Origin of the sequence: Acinetobacter pittii (assembly GCF_022449185.1) — a bacterium.
In the GTDB taxonomy this organism is placed as follows: Bacteria; Pseudomonadota; Gammaproteobacteria; order Pseudomonadales; family Moraxellaceae; genus Acinetobacter; species Acinetobacter pittii_I.
In genome coordinates, this window is the sequence record NZ_JAKUKO010000001.1 from 1,005,633 (window position 1) to 1,023,423 (window position 17,791).

The following is a 17,791-nucleotide window of genomic DNA, read 5'->3' on the forward strand; positions in this document are numbered from 1 at the left end:
GGAGTATTGTCATGAATCAGGCATTAAACAATGAATTTACTCCAGACCTTTCTCAACCCGCTCGCTTTGAATTGGCATCTACTCAGCTTGGTATTTTCCTTGCCGATCATTTAAGTTCAATTGAAGATTTATATACCATTGCACATTGTTTGGAACTACCAAAAACTGTCGATATCCCAACCTTTAAAAAAGCGATTCAGATTGGTTTAAATGAAGCCGATACGGTCATTGCTTCATATTCATCTGACCCGTCTCAACCGTTTATTGAGCTTAATAACCAAGTTCAGTTTCAAATTGAAGAATTTGATTTTTGTCATTTAACGCCTAAAAAAGCTCAGCAACGCTTATGGGACTGGATGCCATCAGACCGTCAATGTGCTAAATCACTTAAAGCCGGTGAATCTCAGCTATTCCGTCAGGTGTTATTTACAACGCATGACAAAGTGTATTGGTATCAACGCTATCACCACATCATGCTTGATGGTTTTAGCATGATTAACCTAACCAAACGTATTGTTGAACTTTATCAACAATTACAAGAAAAAAAAGACCTTTCAGTTTCTCCGTTCATTGGCGTGAATGAAGTTATTTCGGAACGTCAGGCTTATGAAAATAGCCATCAATTTAAAATAGACCAAGCTTTCTGGAAAGCTTACTGTGAAGATTTACCAAGTCCAATTAGTTTGAGTACTCATCATTTAGCGGCGAAAACCACAGCAACATTTATTAAACATCAGCTTCGTTTTTCTCAAGGAATTTTAGAGCAAATTCAAGCTTTAGCTGCGCAATGCAAGCTAGCTTTAAATGACATGATGATGTCATTGTCATTACATTATATTTACAAAATGACCGATAAAGCTGATTTGGTTAATGGTATTCCATTTATGCGCCGTTTAGGCTCAAAAGCGATTCGCTCAACCTTACCTACAGTCAATGTCTTGCCTGTGAAGTTTAAAGTTGATGAAAAAGACAGTTGGGTGAGCTTGGCTCAACATGTACAAGGGCAATTACGACAAATTCGCCCACATCAAAAATACGATGCAGAACAAATATTAAGAGATTTAAATAGTATAGATATTCATGAACGAATGTACGGTCCTATTTTAAATTATAAAGCTTTTGATCAAGACCTAGTGTTAGACGGTGAAAAGGTCAAAACACACCACATTTCTACAGGACCAATTGATGATTTTGAGTTTTCTTTTATTGTTCAAGATCATGAACTCATTATCGAACTACGTGCAGATTCGCAGCGTTATACACAAGATGAGCTATTTAACCATGGTCAACGCTTAACTTTATTGCTTGAACAAGCTCTAATTCGTCCAGAACATGCATGTAGCAATTTTAATATTACGACACCACAAGAGCTTGCTGCCCTGACTCAAAGTGGTATTGGTCCACGTGTTAGCCATCCTGAACAATATAATAATGTTTTAGATATTTTTTATGAGCAAGTGAAAAAATATCCTGAACGTACCGCCATTGTGAGTGGTGAACGTCCAAACCTTCAGCATCTCAGTTTTGCTGAGCTTGCAGTAAAAGTGAATCAACTGACTCGTTTTTTACAAGAAAATGGAGCTAAAAAGCAAACTGTCATTGCTGGAGCTATTCCTCGTTCGATTGACTCAGTTGTGGTGATGTTATCCGTATTAAATTCTGGTGCAAGTTTCTTGCCTCTCGATTTAGATTATCCAATCGATCGTATGCAGATGATGTGTGAAGATGCCAATCCATTATTTGTATTAACGACACAAGCACTTGCACAGCAACTACCACAAAATATTCAGCAGTTATATCTTGATCATGAAGATTTTCAGACACAAATTCGAAAGCAAGATGCGAGTGATATTCCTGCTGAAAATCGTAAATTTGATTTCCAAGACGTCGCTTATGTAATTTTTACCTCAGGAAGTACGGGCCGTCCTAAAGGAGTAATGAACACACATGGTTCTTTACTCAACCTCATTTTGTCGCATAAACCAACCATTTATTGGCCAGTATTAGAAGCGGTAAATCAGCGTTTCCCTGACCGTCCGTTACGTGCAGCGCATACACACTCTTTCTCGTTTGACTCATCTTGGTTGCAAGTTTTCTGGATGTTATGGGGCCAAGAGCTACATATTTTTGATGAAAACATGCGTCGTGATGCATTTGGCTTAGTGCAAGAAATTCAGCAACGACAAATTGATACACTCGATCTACCGCCATCTTTTTGTGCACAAATGATGACGAATGGTTTATTTGCTGAAAATCAACATCATCCAAGTCTTATTTTGATTGGTGGTGAAGCTGCACCTCTAGCCTTATGGCAACAGCTCAATGCTCAGCCAGCGCTTTTTGCTCATAACTTATATGGTCCAACAGAATATACGGTTGATACTTTCCGAGCAGAATTAAAGCAGACAGCTCGCCCTGTCATTGGTAACCCTATTGGTAATACACAGGCCTACGTACTAGATCGCCACTTACAACGATGCCCGACTGGCGTTATTGGTGAGCTTTATATTTCTGGCTTTGGGATCGCCAATGGTTATTTAGGTCGCGCTGACTTAAGTGCTGCCCGCTTTGTAGCGAATCCATTTGAACATGGACAGCGCATGTACCGTACAGGTGATTTAGTCCGCTGGAATAGCACAGGTAAACTTGAATTTATGGGCCGCTGTGATGACCAGATTAAAATCCGTGGTTATCGTGTTGAGATTGGCGAAGTCGAAAATGCGCTTTCGATTTTAGCCAATGTTGAAAGCGCAGTCGTGATTGCAGAACCGATTAATAACAGTCATCGTTTACTCGGTTATTGTGTGGTCAAAGACATTGAACTTGATGAAAAAAACCGTGAACAACTAAGTCAGCAATATTTAAGTCAGTTACGTCAAAACTTACCTGAATATATGGTGCCTTCTGCCCTGACTGTTATGTCCGAATTTCCACGAAATGTAAGTGGAAAAGTTGATAAAAAAGCACTACCAAAGCCTCAAATTCGTACCCATAGCCGAATGGCCGAAACACCTGAGCAACAGCTTTTATGCCAAATTACTGCATCTGTTCTTAAGTTTGATGCTATTGGGATTGATGACGACTTCTTTATGACAGGTGGCGATAGTATTTCTGCCATTATGCTTTGTACTCAATTGCGCCAACGTGGTTATGGTTTAAGACCAAGTGATGTATTCCAATTTAAAACAGTGGCCGCTATGGCACCGCAACTCACCCGTTTAGATGAGCAACAAGCAGCCATTTCAAAACCATTATTTTCAGCAGAACTAGAACAAAAAGTTCAAGAAAAATATGGCAAAAACAGCACTATTTTACCTTTGCTTCCTTTGCAAAAAGGCATGCTGTTCTTATCTCAAGTAGAAAATCAATCGAACTATAATGCCTTTACTCGTCTAAGTCTAAATGGAGACATTGATCCGGTACGTTTACAGCAAGCGTTGATTACCGTATTAAAACGTCACCCTCAATTAGGTGGACATTTTGATAGCGAATTAGCTGAAGAACCTGTTTTTATCTATTCATTACACCCTACTCAAGCTTGGCCAGTTCAGTTTTGCTCAGTTACTTCCGATCTGCTTGAGCAAACCATTCAAGAAGCATTGCAGCAACCAATTCATCTTGACCAACCCTACGGCTTAATTCGGGCAACTTTAATTCAACATGCTCCTGAACAGTCAGAACTATTGATTATGGTGCATCATCTGTTAACAGATGGCTGGTCAACTCCTCTGTTTTTACAAGACTTTATTAAGGCATATCAGCAGACTAACCAACCACTGCCAGTGCTTGAACATAGTTATGAAACAGTGATTAAAGCTTTATCTGCACGTGACCATGAAACCTCAAAAGTTATATGGCAACGTGACTTAGCTGATTTGCAGCCACTTATTTTGTTTAATCAAGCACAGCAAGCCGTGCAGGAAACTTCATATCGTTTAAGTGCTGAGTTAGGTGCAAAGCTTCAACACAAATTACGCCAGCAAGGCATCACGCTCAATGTCTTCATGCAAATGATTTGGGCAATGACTTTAAATATTTATGCTCATCGTGAAGATATTGTATTTGGTACACCTGTTTCTGGGCGTTCAGCACCTATTAATGGTTTAGAGCAGCAAATCGGATTGTTTTTAAATACGATTCCGGTGCGTGTAAAACTCAACATGCAGCAAACGCTTTGGGAACAATTGACTCAGTTGCAGAAATTGCATGTTGAACATTTAGAGCACGATGGTTTAGGACTAAGTGCAATTCAGCAACTAGTGGGACAAGGCAATCTTTTCGATAGTTTGTTAGTCGTAGAAAACTACCCAGATAACCAGTATTTACAGCAAAAACTTGGTGATGCGGAGATTTCTAAACTCACAAATCGTGGTTATAGCCATTATCCACTTGCTTTATTGGTTATTCCTGATCATCAAATCGAGCTATTACTCGAGCAGCGTGGTGTAATTGATCAGCCTGAGCATTTCCTCGAGCGAATGGTTCAATTGATTGAAATTGCATTAAATGAACCAGAGACTCCTCTAGCTCATTATCGCTTGCAGCTGGCTGAAGAGCACGATTTAATCCAGAAAACGAATCAAACCCAATACTATGTTCGCCAGAGCACATTACAGCAATTACTCAGAGAACAAGCTCGAATTACGCCTGAACAAACGGCGTTATCTGATGAACATCATCAGCTCAGTTTCAGTGAAGTACGTTTGCAAGTTTGTGCTTTAGCACAGCAATTGCAAAGCGCGGGTGTGCAGGCTGGAGATATTATTGCGGTTGCCCTACCAAGATCAGTCAAACTGAGTATTGCTATTTTAGCTGTGATTGAAGCAGGTGCAGCTTATTTACCTATTGATTTACAACATCCGACTGAACGCATCAAATTTATGTTGCAAGATGCCAAATCTAAACTTGTGATTGGTGAACAAAAATATCTAGCTGCTATTGCTCATCCATCAATAGCTACCTTTGCTTTTAATGAATTGTTTGATGAAACAAAGGTTGATTTAAGTAGCTATAAAACAACAGTGATTACCCCCCAGTATCCAGCATATTTAATCTATACATCTGGTACAACAGGTCAGCCAAAAGGCGTCATGGTTTCGCACCAAGCTATTGTGAACCGTATTTTATGGATGCAATCAGAGTATCCACTGTCAGCCAACGATACAATTTTACAAAAAACACCATGTACTTTTGATGTTTCTGTATGGGAGTTTTTCTGGTCATATTTAGTGGGTGCACGATTGGTTATGGCACCTGTAGATGCACACCGTGACCCATTGGCATTGTTAAGCCTCATTCAAAAATATCAGGTAACAACATTACATTTTGTACCTTCAATGCTGGCTGTGTTTGAAAATGCTGCTACCGAAATTTTGTCATCTGCTCAGCGTCAAAGTTTACCCATCCGCCGAGTGTTCTGTAGTGGTGAGGCATTACCAACGGCTTTAGCAAAATCATTTACCGAGCACTTTAGCTGTGAGCTACATAACTTATATGGCCCAACGGAAGCTGCGGTAGATGTGAGTTATATGGATGCAACACTGGGATTACATCCAGAAGAAAGTAGCGTTGCAATTGGATATCCGGTCTGGAATACCCAGCTTTATATTTTAGATCAATACTTACGCCCTGTTCCTGTTGGAGTGGACGGTGAGCTTTATTTGGCAGGCCATCAACTCGCCATGGGTTATTTGCACCGAGCGGACTTAACAGCAACACGTTTTGTGGCAAACCCATTCGCAGCGGGTCAACGCATGTATCGCACTGGTGATATTGCCCGTTGGCATGCAGATGGCAGTATTCAATATGTGGGCCGTGCTGATGACCAGTTAAAAATACGTGGGCAACGTATTGAACTAGGTGAAATTGAACAGCAATTACGCTCACTCAGTGGTCTTGATGTGGTTGTACATCCTATCGTTACTGAACAAAATAAAGCTAATGTTCAGTTGGTTGCTTACTTGCAAACAACAACGCCTGTGGACATTGAGCAGCTAAAGAAACAATTGGCAAAACAGCTTCCTGCATATATGGTGCCAACGCACTACATATTGGTCGAGCAATTCCCATTAAGTCATAATGGTAAGCTGGACCGTAAAGCACTGCCGCAACCGCAGCTTGATTCTTCAAATACAGAAAAACAGTACGCTACTACTGCTTTTGAACATGAACTGACACGTATATTCCAGCAAGTTTTAAATACAGATCAAAATATTGGTGTGAACGAAGATTTCTTTGCTATTGGTGGACATTCCATTTTGGTGATGAAGCTCGCAATTGAAATCCGAAAAGTATTTAAGCGGACCATTCCAATTGGTCAGTTGATGAGTCATGTCACCATTCAACGTTTAGCAGCTCTACTTCTTACACAAGAACGTTTGGAAGAAGTTGAACAAACTGGCATGCAACCTATTTTACCAATCCGTTCTGGCTCAGGGCATCCATTGTTCTGTTTCTTCCCAGGTTCTGGTTCAGCATGGCAATATACTGTTCTGAATCGTTATTTACATTCTGATTTACCTATTATTGGATTGCAGTCTCCTCGCCCAGATGGGCTATTGGCAAATAGTACTGATATGGACGAATTGGTTGAAAAACAACTTGAGATTATTCGCAAGCATCAACCAATAGGACCTTATACGTTACTAGGTTATTCACTTGGTGGCACGGTGGCTTATGCAGTTGCAGCGAAGTTAACTGAACAAGGTGAAAAAGTTGATTATCTCGGTTTGTTAGACACTTACCCTGCTGAAATTCATCAGTGGTTAGATTTGTCGATAGAGGAAATGAATGCTGAAGCCGAACAAGAACAGCTTCAATTCTTCAATGATATTTTAGCTGATGCAGATACGGTATTAAGTGAAGAAACCCGCCGTTTACAAGAAGATATTTTCGCAAACTATCGCGATGCCGTCCGTTTATTAAAACCTTATAAGATGCCGCACTTTGATGGTGAACTACACTTAGTTGTCGCTGAAAAAGACTTGCTGCCGTATATCCAACCAGAACAACAATGGTCACCTTTAGTTAAAAAACTCAACATTGTTCGACTAAATGAAGCGGACCATACCGATATATTATCTCCGCAGCAACTTGAAACACTTGGCCCGATTTTAAACCGCATGATTTGTCAGGCGCGCGGTTTAGAGGAGCACACGCTATGAGTTTCAAATCTATACTGACCGATTTTAGTCTTTTAAAACGTAATGCTCATTTCCGACATGTATTTATTGCTCGCACATTGTCATTGTTAACCATTGGCATGTTAGTCGTGGCTATTCCAAAACAAGTCTATGACATTACAGGTAACTCGCTTAACGTTGCCGTCGCAATGGCCTTTGAAGGCATCGCCATGTTTATTGGTTTATTACTTGGCGGTTTACTTTCAGACCGCAAAGATCGAAAATGGCTGATTCTATTAGCACGTGGTGTGTGTGGTTTAGGCTTTGCTGGCCTCGCCATCAACGCCATGTTTGAGCACCCGTCGCTCTATGCCATTTATTTTCTATCAGCATGGGACGGCTTCTTTGGTGCACTGGGTGTAACAGCGATGATGGCGATCATGCCTGTGATTGTAGGGCGCGAAAATATTGTACAAGCCCGTGCAATCAGTATGGTATCCGTACGCCTTGCAACCGTGATTTCACCAGCAATCGGCGGTATATTAATTGCTGCTAGTGGTGTTGCAACCGTATATTGGGTTTCAACCGTGGGTACTTTACTTACTGTATTTTTATTGATGGGACTACCTGCGCTTAAACCGCAACATGTATCAAATGGCGAGAGCCCTCTTCGCCAATTAGTTCAAGGCTTTAAATTCGTCTTTAGAAATAAAGTTGTCGGTAGCACGATTTTAATTGGAACATTGCTTAGTTTTAGCAGTGCTATTCGAATTATTTTTCCGCAAATGGCAGATGAAATTTTTCACGGCGGCGCATTTGAACTCGGACTTATGTATTCAGCTGTTCCATTAGGCTCGACTTTAGGTGCCTTACTCAGTGGTTGGACAACAAAGCTACTCAAACCCGGCTTAGTCATGCTCTATACGTGTTTAGGTGTTTTTAGCTGCATGATTATGATTGGGCTTTCACCTTGGCTCATCGTGACTTTACCAGTTTTATGTTTGTTTGGATATTTGATGTCGATTGCCAACTTGCTTCAATACAGCATTGTGCAAGGACATACACCTGATGAATATCTAGGGCGTATTAATGCAATCTGGCTCGCGCAAGATGCCTTAGGAGATTCGGTTGCCACCACAACTTTAGGTATTTTAACTCGGTTTTTACCAATATCAGGAAGTATCCTCTTTTTTGGCATATTAAGCTTTGCTGTAGGATTTATGTTTTTATTCAACTCTCAAGATATACGCGAAACTGGATTCCAAGATCCTAAACTACAAGAAAATTAAACCCTAAATACAAAAGAAGGCAATTCATTGCCTTCTTTTCTTTAAGAAGAATGATGTGCCTGAAAAACCCAAGTCATAATATGGTCTTGTTCTACGACCCAACCACCTTGATATTGTTCTAAGAGTTGGTAGCGATCCTGAGTTTCTGGACAGAAACTTAGCATTAATATTTGATTTTCAAAATTAATATCGACTATAGATGCTTCTAAGAAATCGATATATTGCTTTGCAGTGGGATAAACCGCTTTATATAGACTTTCTTTTACAGAGAAAATTAAGCTCACATAACGGGCAAAATCAAAAAACTCTGCCGCTTTACCTTTCCATAAATCAAACTCAGATGGCGTTAAAATAAGATGTGCACTCTCTTGAGCAAATTCTGAGGTCACCCAGTGCTCGATATCAATTCCCAAATAAACCGCATGGCTAGATAACGCAACAATTAACTTATTTTGTGAATGACTAATGCTCCCCAAAACATGGGATGGCCAAATGGGCAAAGGTTCATGTATCGAAGTTATTGGCTGATCTAAACCGAAATGATGATTTAAAACAGCCTGAGCTAATACCCTGCCACATAAGTATTCATTTTTACGTTCGACACACGCTTGAGCAATTTTTAGTGGATGCTCTAATTGTTGGTCTATATGCAAATGCTTTGTTTGTGATAAATCTAGCCCATAACAAAATAGCTTTGATGTAAAAAAAATAGGGTTCGAAATTTCATAAATTGATGTACTGATTTGTTCAGGAATGTATAGATAATGACCCACTGTATTCGACTTCAAAATAAATATTTTTAATGAGTAATCTCCTATCTTAACTTACTCGCTGCAAACATATAAATAATTATATTTATCATTTGATAATAATTATTATTTACTTATACTGTTGAGTAAATTTTGACTTTAATTTACTTATAAACATCGATTATGAAACTTGTAGGACTTTTTTTGACCCTGTTGGGAGCGGTCAGTATCTATTGTAGTCATAGCAACCAAAATCTGTTGTCCCAACATCTGCCTGCTTTATTTAAGTATTTGGGTCTAGTGCTATTAGGCATTGGATTTATTGCGCTCTTTGCAAGCTTACCAAAAGTGGTTGCCGCTTTTTGTTGGTTCATGCTCATCATTTTTGCGTGGTCGTTTCTTCCTTTTATGGCGCTTTTTAAACGGAAACTAGTTTCATGAAAGCTAAAATTCAGTCTCCGATCCAGCCAGACTGGTGGAGTAAAACTTTTGCAGGTGGAGTTTTTGGTCTAAGTCTTTCTATCGCGATTGGTAATTTGATTGTTTTATTAGGCCAACCTTATGTTGCCATGGATTTATTAGTGCAAGTGGGAATGTGGAGTGTTCCTTGGTTTTGGATGCCTATTATGTTTGGCAGTTATTTTTTTACGACTGGACGAAAAGTGCTTATCTATTTATTCATTGCTAATGCCGTAGCGTATAGCTGTATTTTTGTCTTACGGGGTTCAACATGAAAGTACGTTCAGACATCATGAAATTAGCAAAAAGCATGCATACTTGGGTGGGTGTATGTGCAGGAATTTTGCTTTTCATCTGTTTCTTTGCCGGTGGGCTCAGCATGTTTCAGCACCATATTAGTAAGTGGGCTACGCCAACACAGCAAGTTTTACCGAAAGTCTCACCCGACCAATATAATGAACTCATTCAAAAAGTACAGACTGCCTATCCTGCTGCACAAAAGAACTTCACACTAAATTTATCGTCTAATGAATTTCACTATGCGCCCATTACTTGGAGTGAACATGAACGTGGAGATGGCTTTAATGCTGCTCAGTCTACATGGATGGCTAGCTTAGATGATAAAGGTCAGTTAATCGTTGCCCAAGAAAACTTATCTAAAGCTGGCTGGTTAATCGAACAGTTGCATGAAACAGCAGGCATACCGGGCATGGCAGGACATCACGGATTAGGTCTCTATGTGATGGGCGTGGTTTCTATTTTATATTTTCTTGCCCTGCTTTCAGGCGTCATTATTCTTTTACCGACCTTAGTAAAGGATTACTTTGTTATTCGCCCTGGAAAAAATAAAAAGCGATTTTGGTTAGATGCGCATAATGTTATTGGAATTACGAGCTTACCTTTTCACATCATTATTAGCATTAGCGTTATTGTCTTTGCTTTTCATGACTTTTTTTATGATGCGATTGGGCAACTTGCACTCAAAGGACAGCCTGTTTTTCAGCGTTCCCCCCCAGCCCTTATTCAGCCTAAACAAACACAGATTGATGTGCAGCAAATATTAGCTCAAGCTAAAAAAGTAGCACCTGAATATTCAGTTGACTATATTCAGTTCAGTGGCCTAGACAAACCTGAAAAAGCCAATGCACGTATTGCCCTGTATAGCTCAGATCAGATGTTGCGCGGTGCGAATCATGACTTTATGCGTATGAACCCATATGCAGTTGAGCACTTTAATCATAAAGGCATTAACACACAGACTGATGCTGGAAATAAGTTAATCAACGCCATGTTTAGCCTACATTTTGGAAGTTTTGGTGGTACGGGCGTACGCTGGATTTATTTTGTTTTAGGTGTCGGTGGCGCTTTCCTATTTTACACAGGGAACATTCTTTGGGTTGAAACTCGCGCACGTAAGCAAAAGCGTGCTGAAGATCCTGTTCCTGTTCAACGTAAAGATGTAGTGTTCCTTGCGAACTTAACGATAGGTGCATGTTTAGGGTGTGTTTTAGCTGTCGTAGGTACAATGTTAGTTAGTCGGTGGCTCTTCGCAGCACTTAATATTGAAAGCATAAATCACCTCTTTATGTATGGTTATTATGCGATTTTCCTACTGACTATGATTTACACCTTTGTAATTGGCTATGCAAAAGCTTTACCACAATTGTTGTTAACCTTGGTTTTTGTGCTATTTGCTATTCCGCTTACATCCCTTTTAGCCTACTTCATTCCTCAAAGTGGCTTATGGGTACATGGCGGAGAAATCTTAGTGGTTGATTTCTTAGCTATCATTTTTGCTTTCGCATTCTGGCGTTTTTATCAACAAGCCCAAGATCGCCTAAAATCTGCTCCAACGGGCAGTTTATGGGCTAGCTAGCAACCATGGACTAACTAGACTGAAATAATGCGTGAAATATGAAAAATTATAAAATCCACATTGTTTCAGTCAGTTGTTTAATTTCTTGAATATCATGACTCACATAAATCATTGGAATTTTTATTTCCTGTTTTACTTTTTGAAAAAAAGGAATAATTTCAGCTTTATGATTCGCATCTAGTGCTGATAATGGCTCATCAAGTAGTAACAGCTTAGGTGAATATAGCAATGCTCGACCTAGTGCCACGCGCTGTTTTTCCCCTCCTGATAGTTTGATAGGCATACGTTGTAATAAGTGGTCTAACTTTAATAACTCAATAATATAATCTGCTTCAAAGTGACGTTCTTGTTGGGAAAGATGCTGAAAACCAAATAATAAATTTTGCTTGACTGTTTTATGCGGAAAAAGCTGAGCATCTTGAAAAACCAATCCAACATGCCGTTTTTGCGTGCTGACATTAATTTTTTGATTTGAATCAAACCACGTTTGATCCTGTATTTTAATGAGCCCACTACGCGGAGTGTTCAGCCCTGCAATGGCATGTAAAATGGACGTTTTACCTGACCCAGAGGCACCAAATAGCCCAATAACAGAAGCATCTGACAGGAAACTAGGTTCAATATGAAACTGACCCATGTGTAGCTGAAAACGGCATTCAATCAACATAATTTTACCGTCCTAACCGCTTCTTTTGATAACGATGAAACCACTGGGCAAACCATAGCGCTAAAAAAGCTACACTTAACGATAAAACAATAAGCCTTTGAATAGCAGCTTCTGTATCGGGTTGTTGCATTAAGCTATACATGGCTAGAGGCAAAGTCCGTGTTTCATTTGAAATATTACCCACAAAAGTAATGGTGGCCCCAAACTCCCCTAAACTGCGGCAAAAACATAAAATAGCACCAATTAAAATGCCACTGCTGGCAAGAGGCAAAGTGACATGAAAAAATGCCCCTAAAGATGAAGCTCCTAATGTCTTTGCTGCCATTTCTAAACGCTGATCGACCAACTCAATTGCTAAACGAATAGATTGTACCAATAGCGGAAAACCCATTACTGCTGAAGCAAGAATGGCGCCTTTCCAGTTAAATGCAAAATCAATTCCGAGTGGCGCCAAATATTGCCCAATAATGCCGCGGCTCCCAAATACCTGTAATAGCAAATAACCAGGTACAACTGGCGGTAGCACTAAAGGTAAAAACACCAATGTTTCAATAAATGACTTACCCCAAAACTCTTTACGTGCCAAAAACCATCCCACACAAATTGCAGGAATAATACTGACCACAAGACAACTTGCTGCAACCTTACAAGAAAGTTGCAGAACGCTGAGTTCTTCTGGAGTTAAAGAAAGCATCATGGTTTAACTGAAGCCAACACACTAAAGCCATACTTTTTAAAGACAGCTTTGGCTTGGTTGCTTTGTAGAAATTGATAGAACTTTATTGAATTCAGATTTTTTTTAATCAACCCTACAGGATAAATAATTGGCGAATGCGTATTTTCCGGAAATACACCAGCTACTTTTACGTCTTTGCTAATCGCTGCATCGGTTGCATAGACAATACCAACCTGACATTCACCACGTGCAACAAAGTTTAATGCAGCTCGAACATCTTCTGTTTCGACTAGTTTTGGCTCAATACGACTCCACCAACCTAAATTAGTAAAAGCTTGTTTAGCATATTTTCCTACAGGCACACTTTTGGTATCCCCTGTACAAACCTTTCCTGTAAACACTTTATTAGGATCGGTGGTTTTATCTAGTTTTATGTTTAATGACTGCCCTTTTGGGGTAATTAACACCAAACGATTACCTAATAAATTTATACGGTCATTTGCTGCAACTCGTTTTTTGTTTTGTAGATAATCCATCCACTGGGTATCTGCTGAAATAAAAATATCAGCTGGTGCTCCAGCTTCAATTTGTTTAGCTAAGGTTGATGAACCAGCATACGAAGTTTTAACTTCTACTTTATTCTGTTTTTCATAAATTTTTTTTAAATCGTTAATTGCATTCGTTAAGCTCGCTGCTGCATAAACGGTAACCGATTCAGCCTTAGCGGGAACATTAAAGACCAATCCTATGCTGAGCATTGAACAAGCTAAAGCCAATTTTTTTATCTTCGTATCACTTACCATTATTTTTACCTTTTTGTCGTTTTTGCAGCGATATATACCCAAGAATATAGCGCTACATAAAGATTATGAAAAGTATAATTCGTCAAATATAGATGATCGGAATGAAGGTAAATAGCGCAATTTGTATTTAGAACTTCATTTTGGTGCACTCGGTAGTGAGTACTAACCATTTAAGAACACTATATAAAACTTATTTTCTTTTAAATTTTAGTGAATAATTTAATTGGTTTTATAGTTATCCCTATGCCAAAAAACACATAGAGATAACCATAAAGATCAGTCGTTTATGCCAGCTACTTTTTTAGATACGCAATAAAAACGCCTATCCCAAACCATCTTTTACGATAGTGCAGAATAGACGCAATTGTCTGTGTAACTGAAAATTGCAGCAGTGCTTTTTCAGCGTGCAATTTATATTAAGCAAAAGCTATACCAAATTAAAAGATTTCGTCGTTATGCAATCTTTTATCTTAACCTTTTAAATAGGTACTCATGATTTGATAATCATGTTCTAAGGCTTGTCGAGCATTGATTTCCATTTGGCGGTAATGCTGTAAGACTTTCTGGCCAAAAGCTGTAACGGCTGCCCCACCACCATGTGTTCCACCTGTTTGAGTTTCAACCAAAGCTGTTTCAAAGCACTGATTCATTGTATCGACCAACTGCCACGCACGGCGGTAACTCATATTCATAGATTTTGCGGCTTGTGAGATTGAACCAGTTTTCTCAATTGCTTCAAGTAAGTCTGCCTTACCCGGACCAAACGCAATGTTTTGCTCTAAAAGAATTCTAATTTGTAATTTTAAGTTTTGTTCTTTCATAGACTTAGTTCACAAAATTTCATTTTATGCTTCTTAACATTATAGGGAACTTTGATAGGTTAAAACACATACAAATTTAAGCCTCTACTCTTTCATAAAAAGAGTTCATTTAAAAAATCAAAACTGCACAAAGTGGATAAAGATCTGGAAAAAACGGATAGAGGCAAAGGCTTAATCGCGGTTCAATCAGTTAAAAGCTGATTGATTGGAGGATTGAGCAATGACCTCATCTAATTTAAAACAATGGAATGATTTTATAGATGGATGTATCGACTTCCGTCCTAATGATGGCGTGTTTCGTATTGCACGTAATATGTTTACCGAGCCTGAGCTATTTGACTTGGAAATGGAACTTATTTTTGAAAAGGTTTGGATTTATGCATGTCACGAAAGTGAAATTCCAAATAATCATGATTTCCTAACCGTTCAAATTGGGCGTCAGCCGATTATTGTGAGCCGTGATGGTAAGGGCGAATTACACGCGATGGTGAATGCTTGTGAGCACCGCGGTGCGACCTTAACACGCGTTGCCAAAGGCAACCAGTCAACCTTTACATGTCCGTTCCATGCTTGGTGTTATAAGTCAGATGGCCGCTTGGTGAAAGTCAAAGCACCTGGTGAATATTGTGAAGATTTTGATAAATCAAGCCGAGGCTTAAAACAAGGCCGTATTGCCAGCTATCGTGGATTTGTATTTGTAAGCCTTGATACTCAAGCAACAGATTCTCTAGAAGACTTTTTGGGCGATGCAAAACTGTTCCTTGATTTAATGGTTAACCAGTCCCCAACCGGTGAACTCGAAGTATTACAAGGCAAGTCATCTTATACTTTTGCAGGTAACTGGAAGCTACAAAATGAAAATGGCTTAGATGGCTACCATGTCAGTACTGTTCATTATAACTACGTCTCTACAGTCCAACACCGCCAACAAGTCAATGCATCAAAAGGCGAAGAACTCGATACGCTTGACTACAGCAAGTTAGGTGCCGGTGACTCAGAAACTGACGATGGTTGGTTTAGCTTTAAAAATGGCCATAGCGTATTGTTTAGTGATATGCCGAACCCAACAGTTCGTCCGGGTTACAGCACGGTTATGCCATATATGGTCGAAAAATATGGCGCCAAATATGCTGAATGGGCAATGCATCGTTTAAGAAACTTAAACTTGTACCCTAGCCTATTCTTTATGGACCAAATTAGTTCACAGCTTCGTATTGTTCGCCCTGTGGCATGGAATAAAACTGAAGTCATTAGCCAATGTATTGGTGTGAAAGGTGAATCTGCTGAAGCGCGCCGTAACCGTATTCGCCAGTTTGAAGATTTCTTTAACGTATCAGGCCTTGGTACACCAGACGATTTAGTTGAATTCCGTGAGCAACAAAAAGGTTTTCAGGCACGACTTGAACGTTGGAGCGATATTTCTCGTGGCTGTCAGTCTTGGGAATATGGCGCGACCAAAAACTCACAAGATTTAGGCATTCAACCCGTTATTACTGGCCGTGAATTTACCCATGAAGGACTCTATGTAAACCAGCATGGACATTGGCAACGTCTAATGCTCGATGGCTTAAACAAGAAAGCATTGAAAATGCAGGATATTACTTTTGAAAACAATGCCGTAATGGATGAGGTGTAACCATGTCACAAGAACTACATTTTGCTGTATCTCAGTTTTTGTACAAAAAGGCAGAGCTTTGCGATGCTTATGACTGGGATGCCTATCTAGAGCTTTACGACGAAGATAGTGAATATCATATTCCACAGTGGATTGATGACCATAACTATGTTCAAGATCCAAATCAGGGCTTGTCTTATATTTATTATGCGGACCGTACTGGACTCGAAGACCGTGTATTCCGTATTCGTACAGGTAAAGCAGCATCTGCAACTCCGTTACCACGTACTTTGCATAGCATAAACAACATCCGAGTTAAAACATTGGATGATGGATTAATTGAAGCAAAAGTTGCATGGCAAACGCTTTATAACCGTCAAGGTTTAGAAGGCTGTTTTTACGGACACGCTACTTATCTTTTACGCCAAACAGCAGATGGTTTCCGCATTCGTCGTCAGCATAGCATTTTGCTGAATGACAAAATTGATTCCGTTTTAGACTTCTATCACGTTTAAGGGGAATGAAAATGGGACATTCAGTTGCACTTAATTTTGCCGATGGCAAAACCTTTTTCATTTCGGTAAATAACGACGAATTGCTGCTTGATGCAGCAGTTCGCCAAGGAATTAACCTCCCGCTAGACTGCCGTGAAGGTGTTTGTGGTACCTGTCAGGGACAGTGTGAAACCGGTATTTATGAACAAGAATATGTTGATGAAGATGCATTAAGTGAACGTGATTTGGCTGAGCGTAAAATGTTAGCTTGCCAGACGCGTGTGAAATCCGATGCAGCTTTTTATTTCGATCATGATTCTGCTATCTGTAACGCTGGTGATACCTTAAAAATTGAAACCAAAGTGACTGCGGTTGAGCTGGTTTCTGAAACGACAGCAATCTTACATCTTGATGCAAGCAGTCACGCTGAACAACTTCAGTTTTTACCGGGTCAATATGCTCGTTTGCAAATACCAGATACTGAAGATTGGCGTTCATATTCTTTTGCAAACAGACCAAATGCAACCAATCAATTGCAATTTCTAATTCGTCTCTTGCCAGACGGTGTGATGAGTAATTATTTGCGTGATCGTTGTCAGGTTGGACAAAGCTTACTTATTGAAGCACCGCTTGGTAGTTTCTATTTACGTGAAGTACAGCGACCACTGGTTTTTGTGGCAGGTGGAACAGGGTTATCTGCTTTCTTGGGAATGCTTGATAACTTGGTGGATCAACCGAACTCACCTGCGGTTCAGTTATATTACGGCGTAAATAGTGAAACCGACTTATGCGAACAACAGCGTTTACATGCCTATGCTGAACAGCTACCCAACTTTAGTTATCACCCGATTGTGACTAAAGCAACGGAAGCTTGGCAAGGTAAAGCAGGTTATATTCATGAGCACTTAAATAAAGATCAACTGGCCGAGCAGGCTTTTGATATGTATTTATGTGGCCCACCACCAATGATTGAAGCCGTTAAAAATTGGTTGGATGAGCAAGCTCTGCAAAATTATCGTATTTACAGCGAGAAGTTTTTACAAAGCAATACATCACGTTAAAGTATAAATAGCTTAAAAACCACTAAACCTGAAATTATTCAATATACTCTTATAAGGGGTATATTGATTTTTTGCATTTAAATTAAAAGTTTTTATATATCAATAATATAAAATAATTAATTCCGACAAAATAAATTGACCAGTTCGCTCGGATTTGCTA

General features: G+C 39.5%; 12 protein-coding genes. 7 read left to right on the plus strand and 5 right to left on the minus strand.

Annotated elements, in window-relative coordinates; all coding sequences use genetic code 11:
• The first annotated feature begins 11 nt into the window (after positions 1-11).
• Positions 12-7,163 (plus strand): non-ribosomal peptide synthetase, encoded by a 7,152-nt coding sequence (locus MKX14_RS04675; RefSeq protein ID WP_240281897.1) that lies wholly within the window; start codon positions 12-14, stop codon positions 7,161-7,163.
• On the plus strand, positions 7,160-8,410 hold the full coding sequence (entS, locus tag MKX14_RS04680) for an enterobactin transporter EntS (RefSeq protein WP_240281898.1): 1,251 nt from the start codon (positions 7,160-7,162) through the stop codon (positions 8,408-8,410). The genes MKX14_RS04675 and entS overlap by 4 nt, the downstream gene beginning before the upstream one ends.
• A gap of 41 nt (positions 8,411-8,451) precedes the next feature.
• Here entS and MKX14_RS04685 read toward each other — a convergent pair whose 3' ends face one another.
• Complete coding sequence (locus tag MKX14_RS04685; RefSeq protein ID WP_240281899.1) at positions 8,452-9,183, minus strand: 4'-phosphopantetheinyl transferase family protein; 732 nt, start codon at positions 9,181-9,183, stop codon at positions 8,452-8,454.
• 413 nt (positions 9,184-9,596) lie between these two features.
• On the opposite strand from MKX14_RS04685, the gene MKX14_RS04690 reads away from it, so the two are divergent.
• Entirely contained in the window at positions 9,597-9,893 is a 297-nt protein-coding gene (locus tag MKX14_RS04690; protein WP_240281900.1) for a hypothetical protein, read from the plus strand.
• A complete protein-coding gene (locus MKX14_RS04695) occupies positions 9,890-11,494 on the plus strand; it encodes a PepSY-associated TM helix domain-containing protein (protein ID WP_240281901.1) in 1,605 nt (534 codons plus the stop codon). The genes MKX14_RS04690 and MKX14_RS04695 overlap by 4 nt, the downstream gene beginning before the upstream one ends.
• A 46-nt stretch (positions 11,495-11,540) precedes the next feature.
• On the opposite strand, the gene modC is transcribed toward MKX14_RS04695, so the two are convergent.
• From modC to modE, 4 genes are all read right to left on the minus strand, one after another.
• Positions 11,541-12,161: an ATP-binding cassette domain-containing protein gene (modC, locus tag MKX14_RS04700; protein WP_240281902.1), complete on the minus strand. Its 621-nt coding sequence runs from the start codon at positions 12,159-12,161 to the stop codon at positions 11,541-11,543.
• Positions 12,162-12,165: 4 nt separating this feature from the next.
• Positions 12,166-12,858, minus strand: coding sequence for a molybdate ABC transporter permease subunit (modB, locus tag MKX14_RS04705; RefSeq protein ID WP_240281903.1), 693 nt, complete (start codon positions 12,856-12,858; stop codon positions 12,166-12,168).
• Positions 12,855-13,640, minus strand: coding sequence for a molybdate ABC transporter substrate-binding protein (gene modA, locus MKX14_RS04710; RefSeq protein ID WP_240281904.1), 786 nt, complete (start codon positions 13,638-13,640; stop codon positions 12,855-12,857). Before modA ends, modB begins: the two co-directional genes overlap by 4 nt.
• Positions 13,641-14,110: 470 nt before the next feature.
• The gene (gene modE, locus MKX14_RS04715) at positions 14,111-14,461 is read right to left on the minus strand and encodes a winged helix-turn-helix domain-containing protein (protein WP_108010520.1); all 351 of its coding nucleotides are present in this window, start codon (positions 14,459-14,461) and stop codon (positions 14,111-14,113) included.
• Positions 14,462-14,681: 220 nt separating this feature from the next.
• Between modE and antA the strand changes: the two genes are divergently transcribed.
• From antA to antC, 3 genes are read left to right on the plus strand one after another with little or no spacing between them, the layout of a single operon-like run.
• Entirely contained in the window at positions 14,682-16,097 is a 1,416-nt protein-coding gene (gene antA, locus MKX14_RS04720; RefSeq protein ID WP_108010518.1) for an anthranilate 1,2-dioxygenase large subunit, read from the plus strand.
• 2 nt (positions 16,098-16,099) lie between these two features.
• Positions 16,100-16,591 carry an anthranilate 1,2-dioxygenase small subunit gene (gene antB / locus MKX14_RS04725; RefSeq protein ID WP_000076809.1) on the plus strand — a complete coding sequence of 164 codons (492 nt, stop codon included), beginning with the start codon at positions 16,100-16,102 and terminating at the stop codon, positions 16,589-16,591.
• A gap of 5 nt (positions 16,592-16,596) precedes the next feature.
• Complete coding sequence (gene antC / locus MKX14_RS04730) at positions 16,597-17,631, plus strand: anthranilate 1,2-dioxygenase electron transfer component AntC (RefSeq protein ID WP_081399511.1); 1,035 nt, start codon at positions 16,597-16,599, stop codon at positions 17,629-17,631.
• The last annotated feature ends 160 nt before the right edge of the window (positions 17,632-17,791 follow it).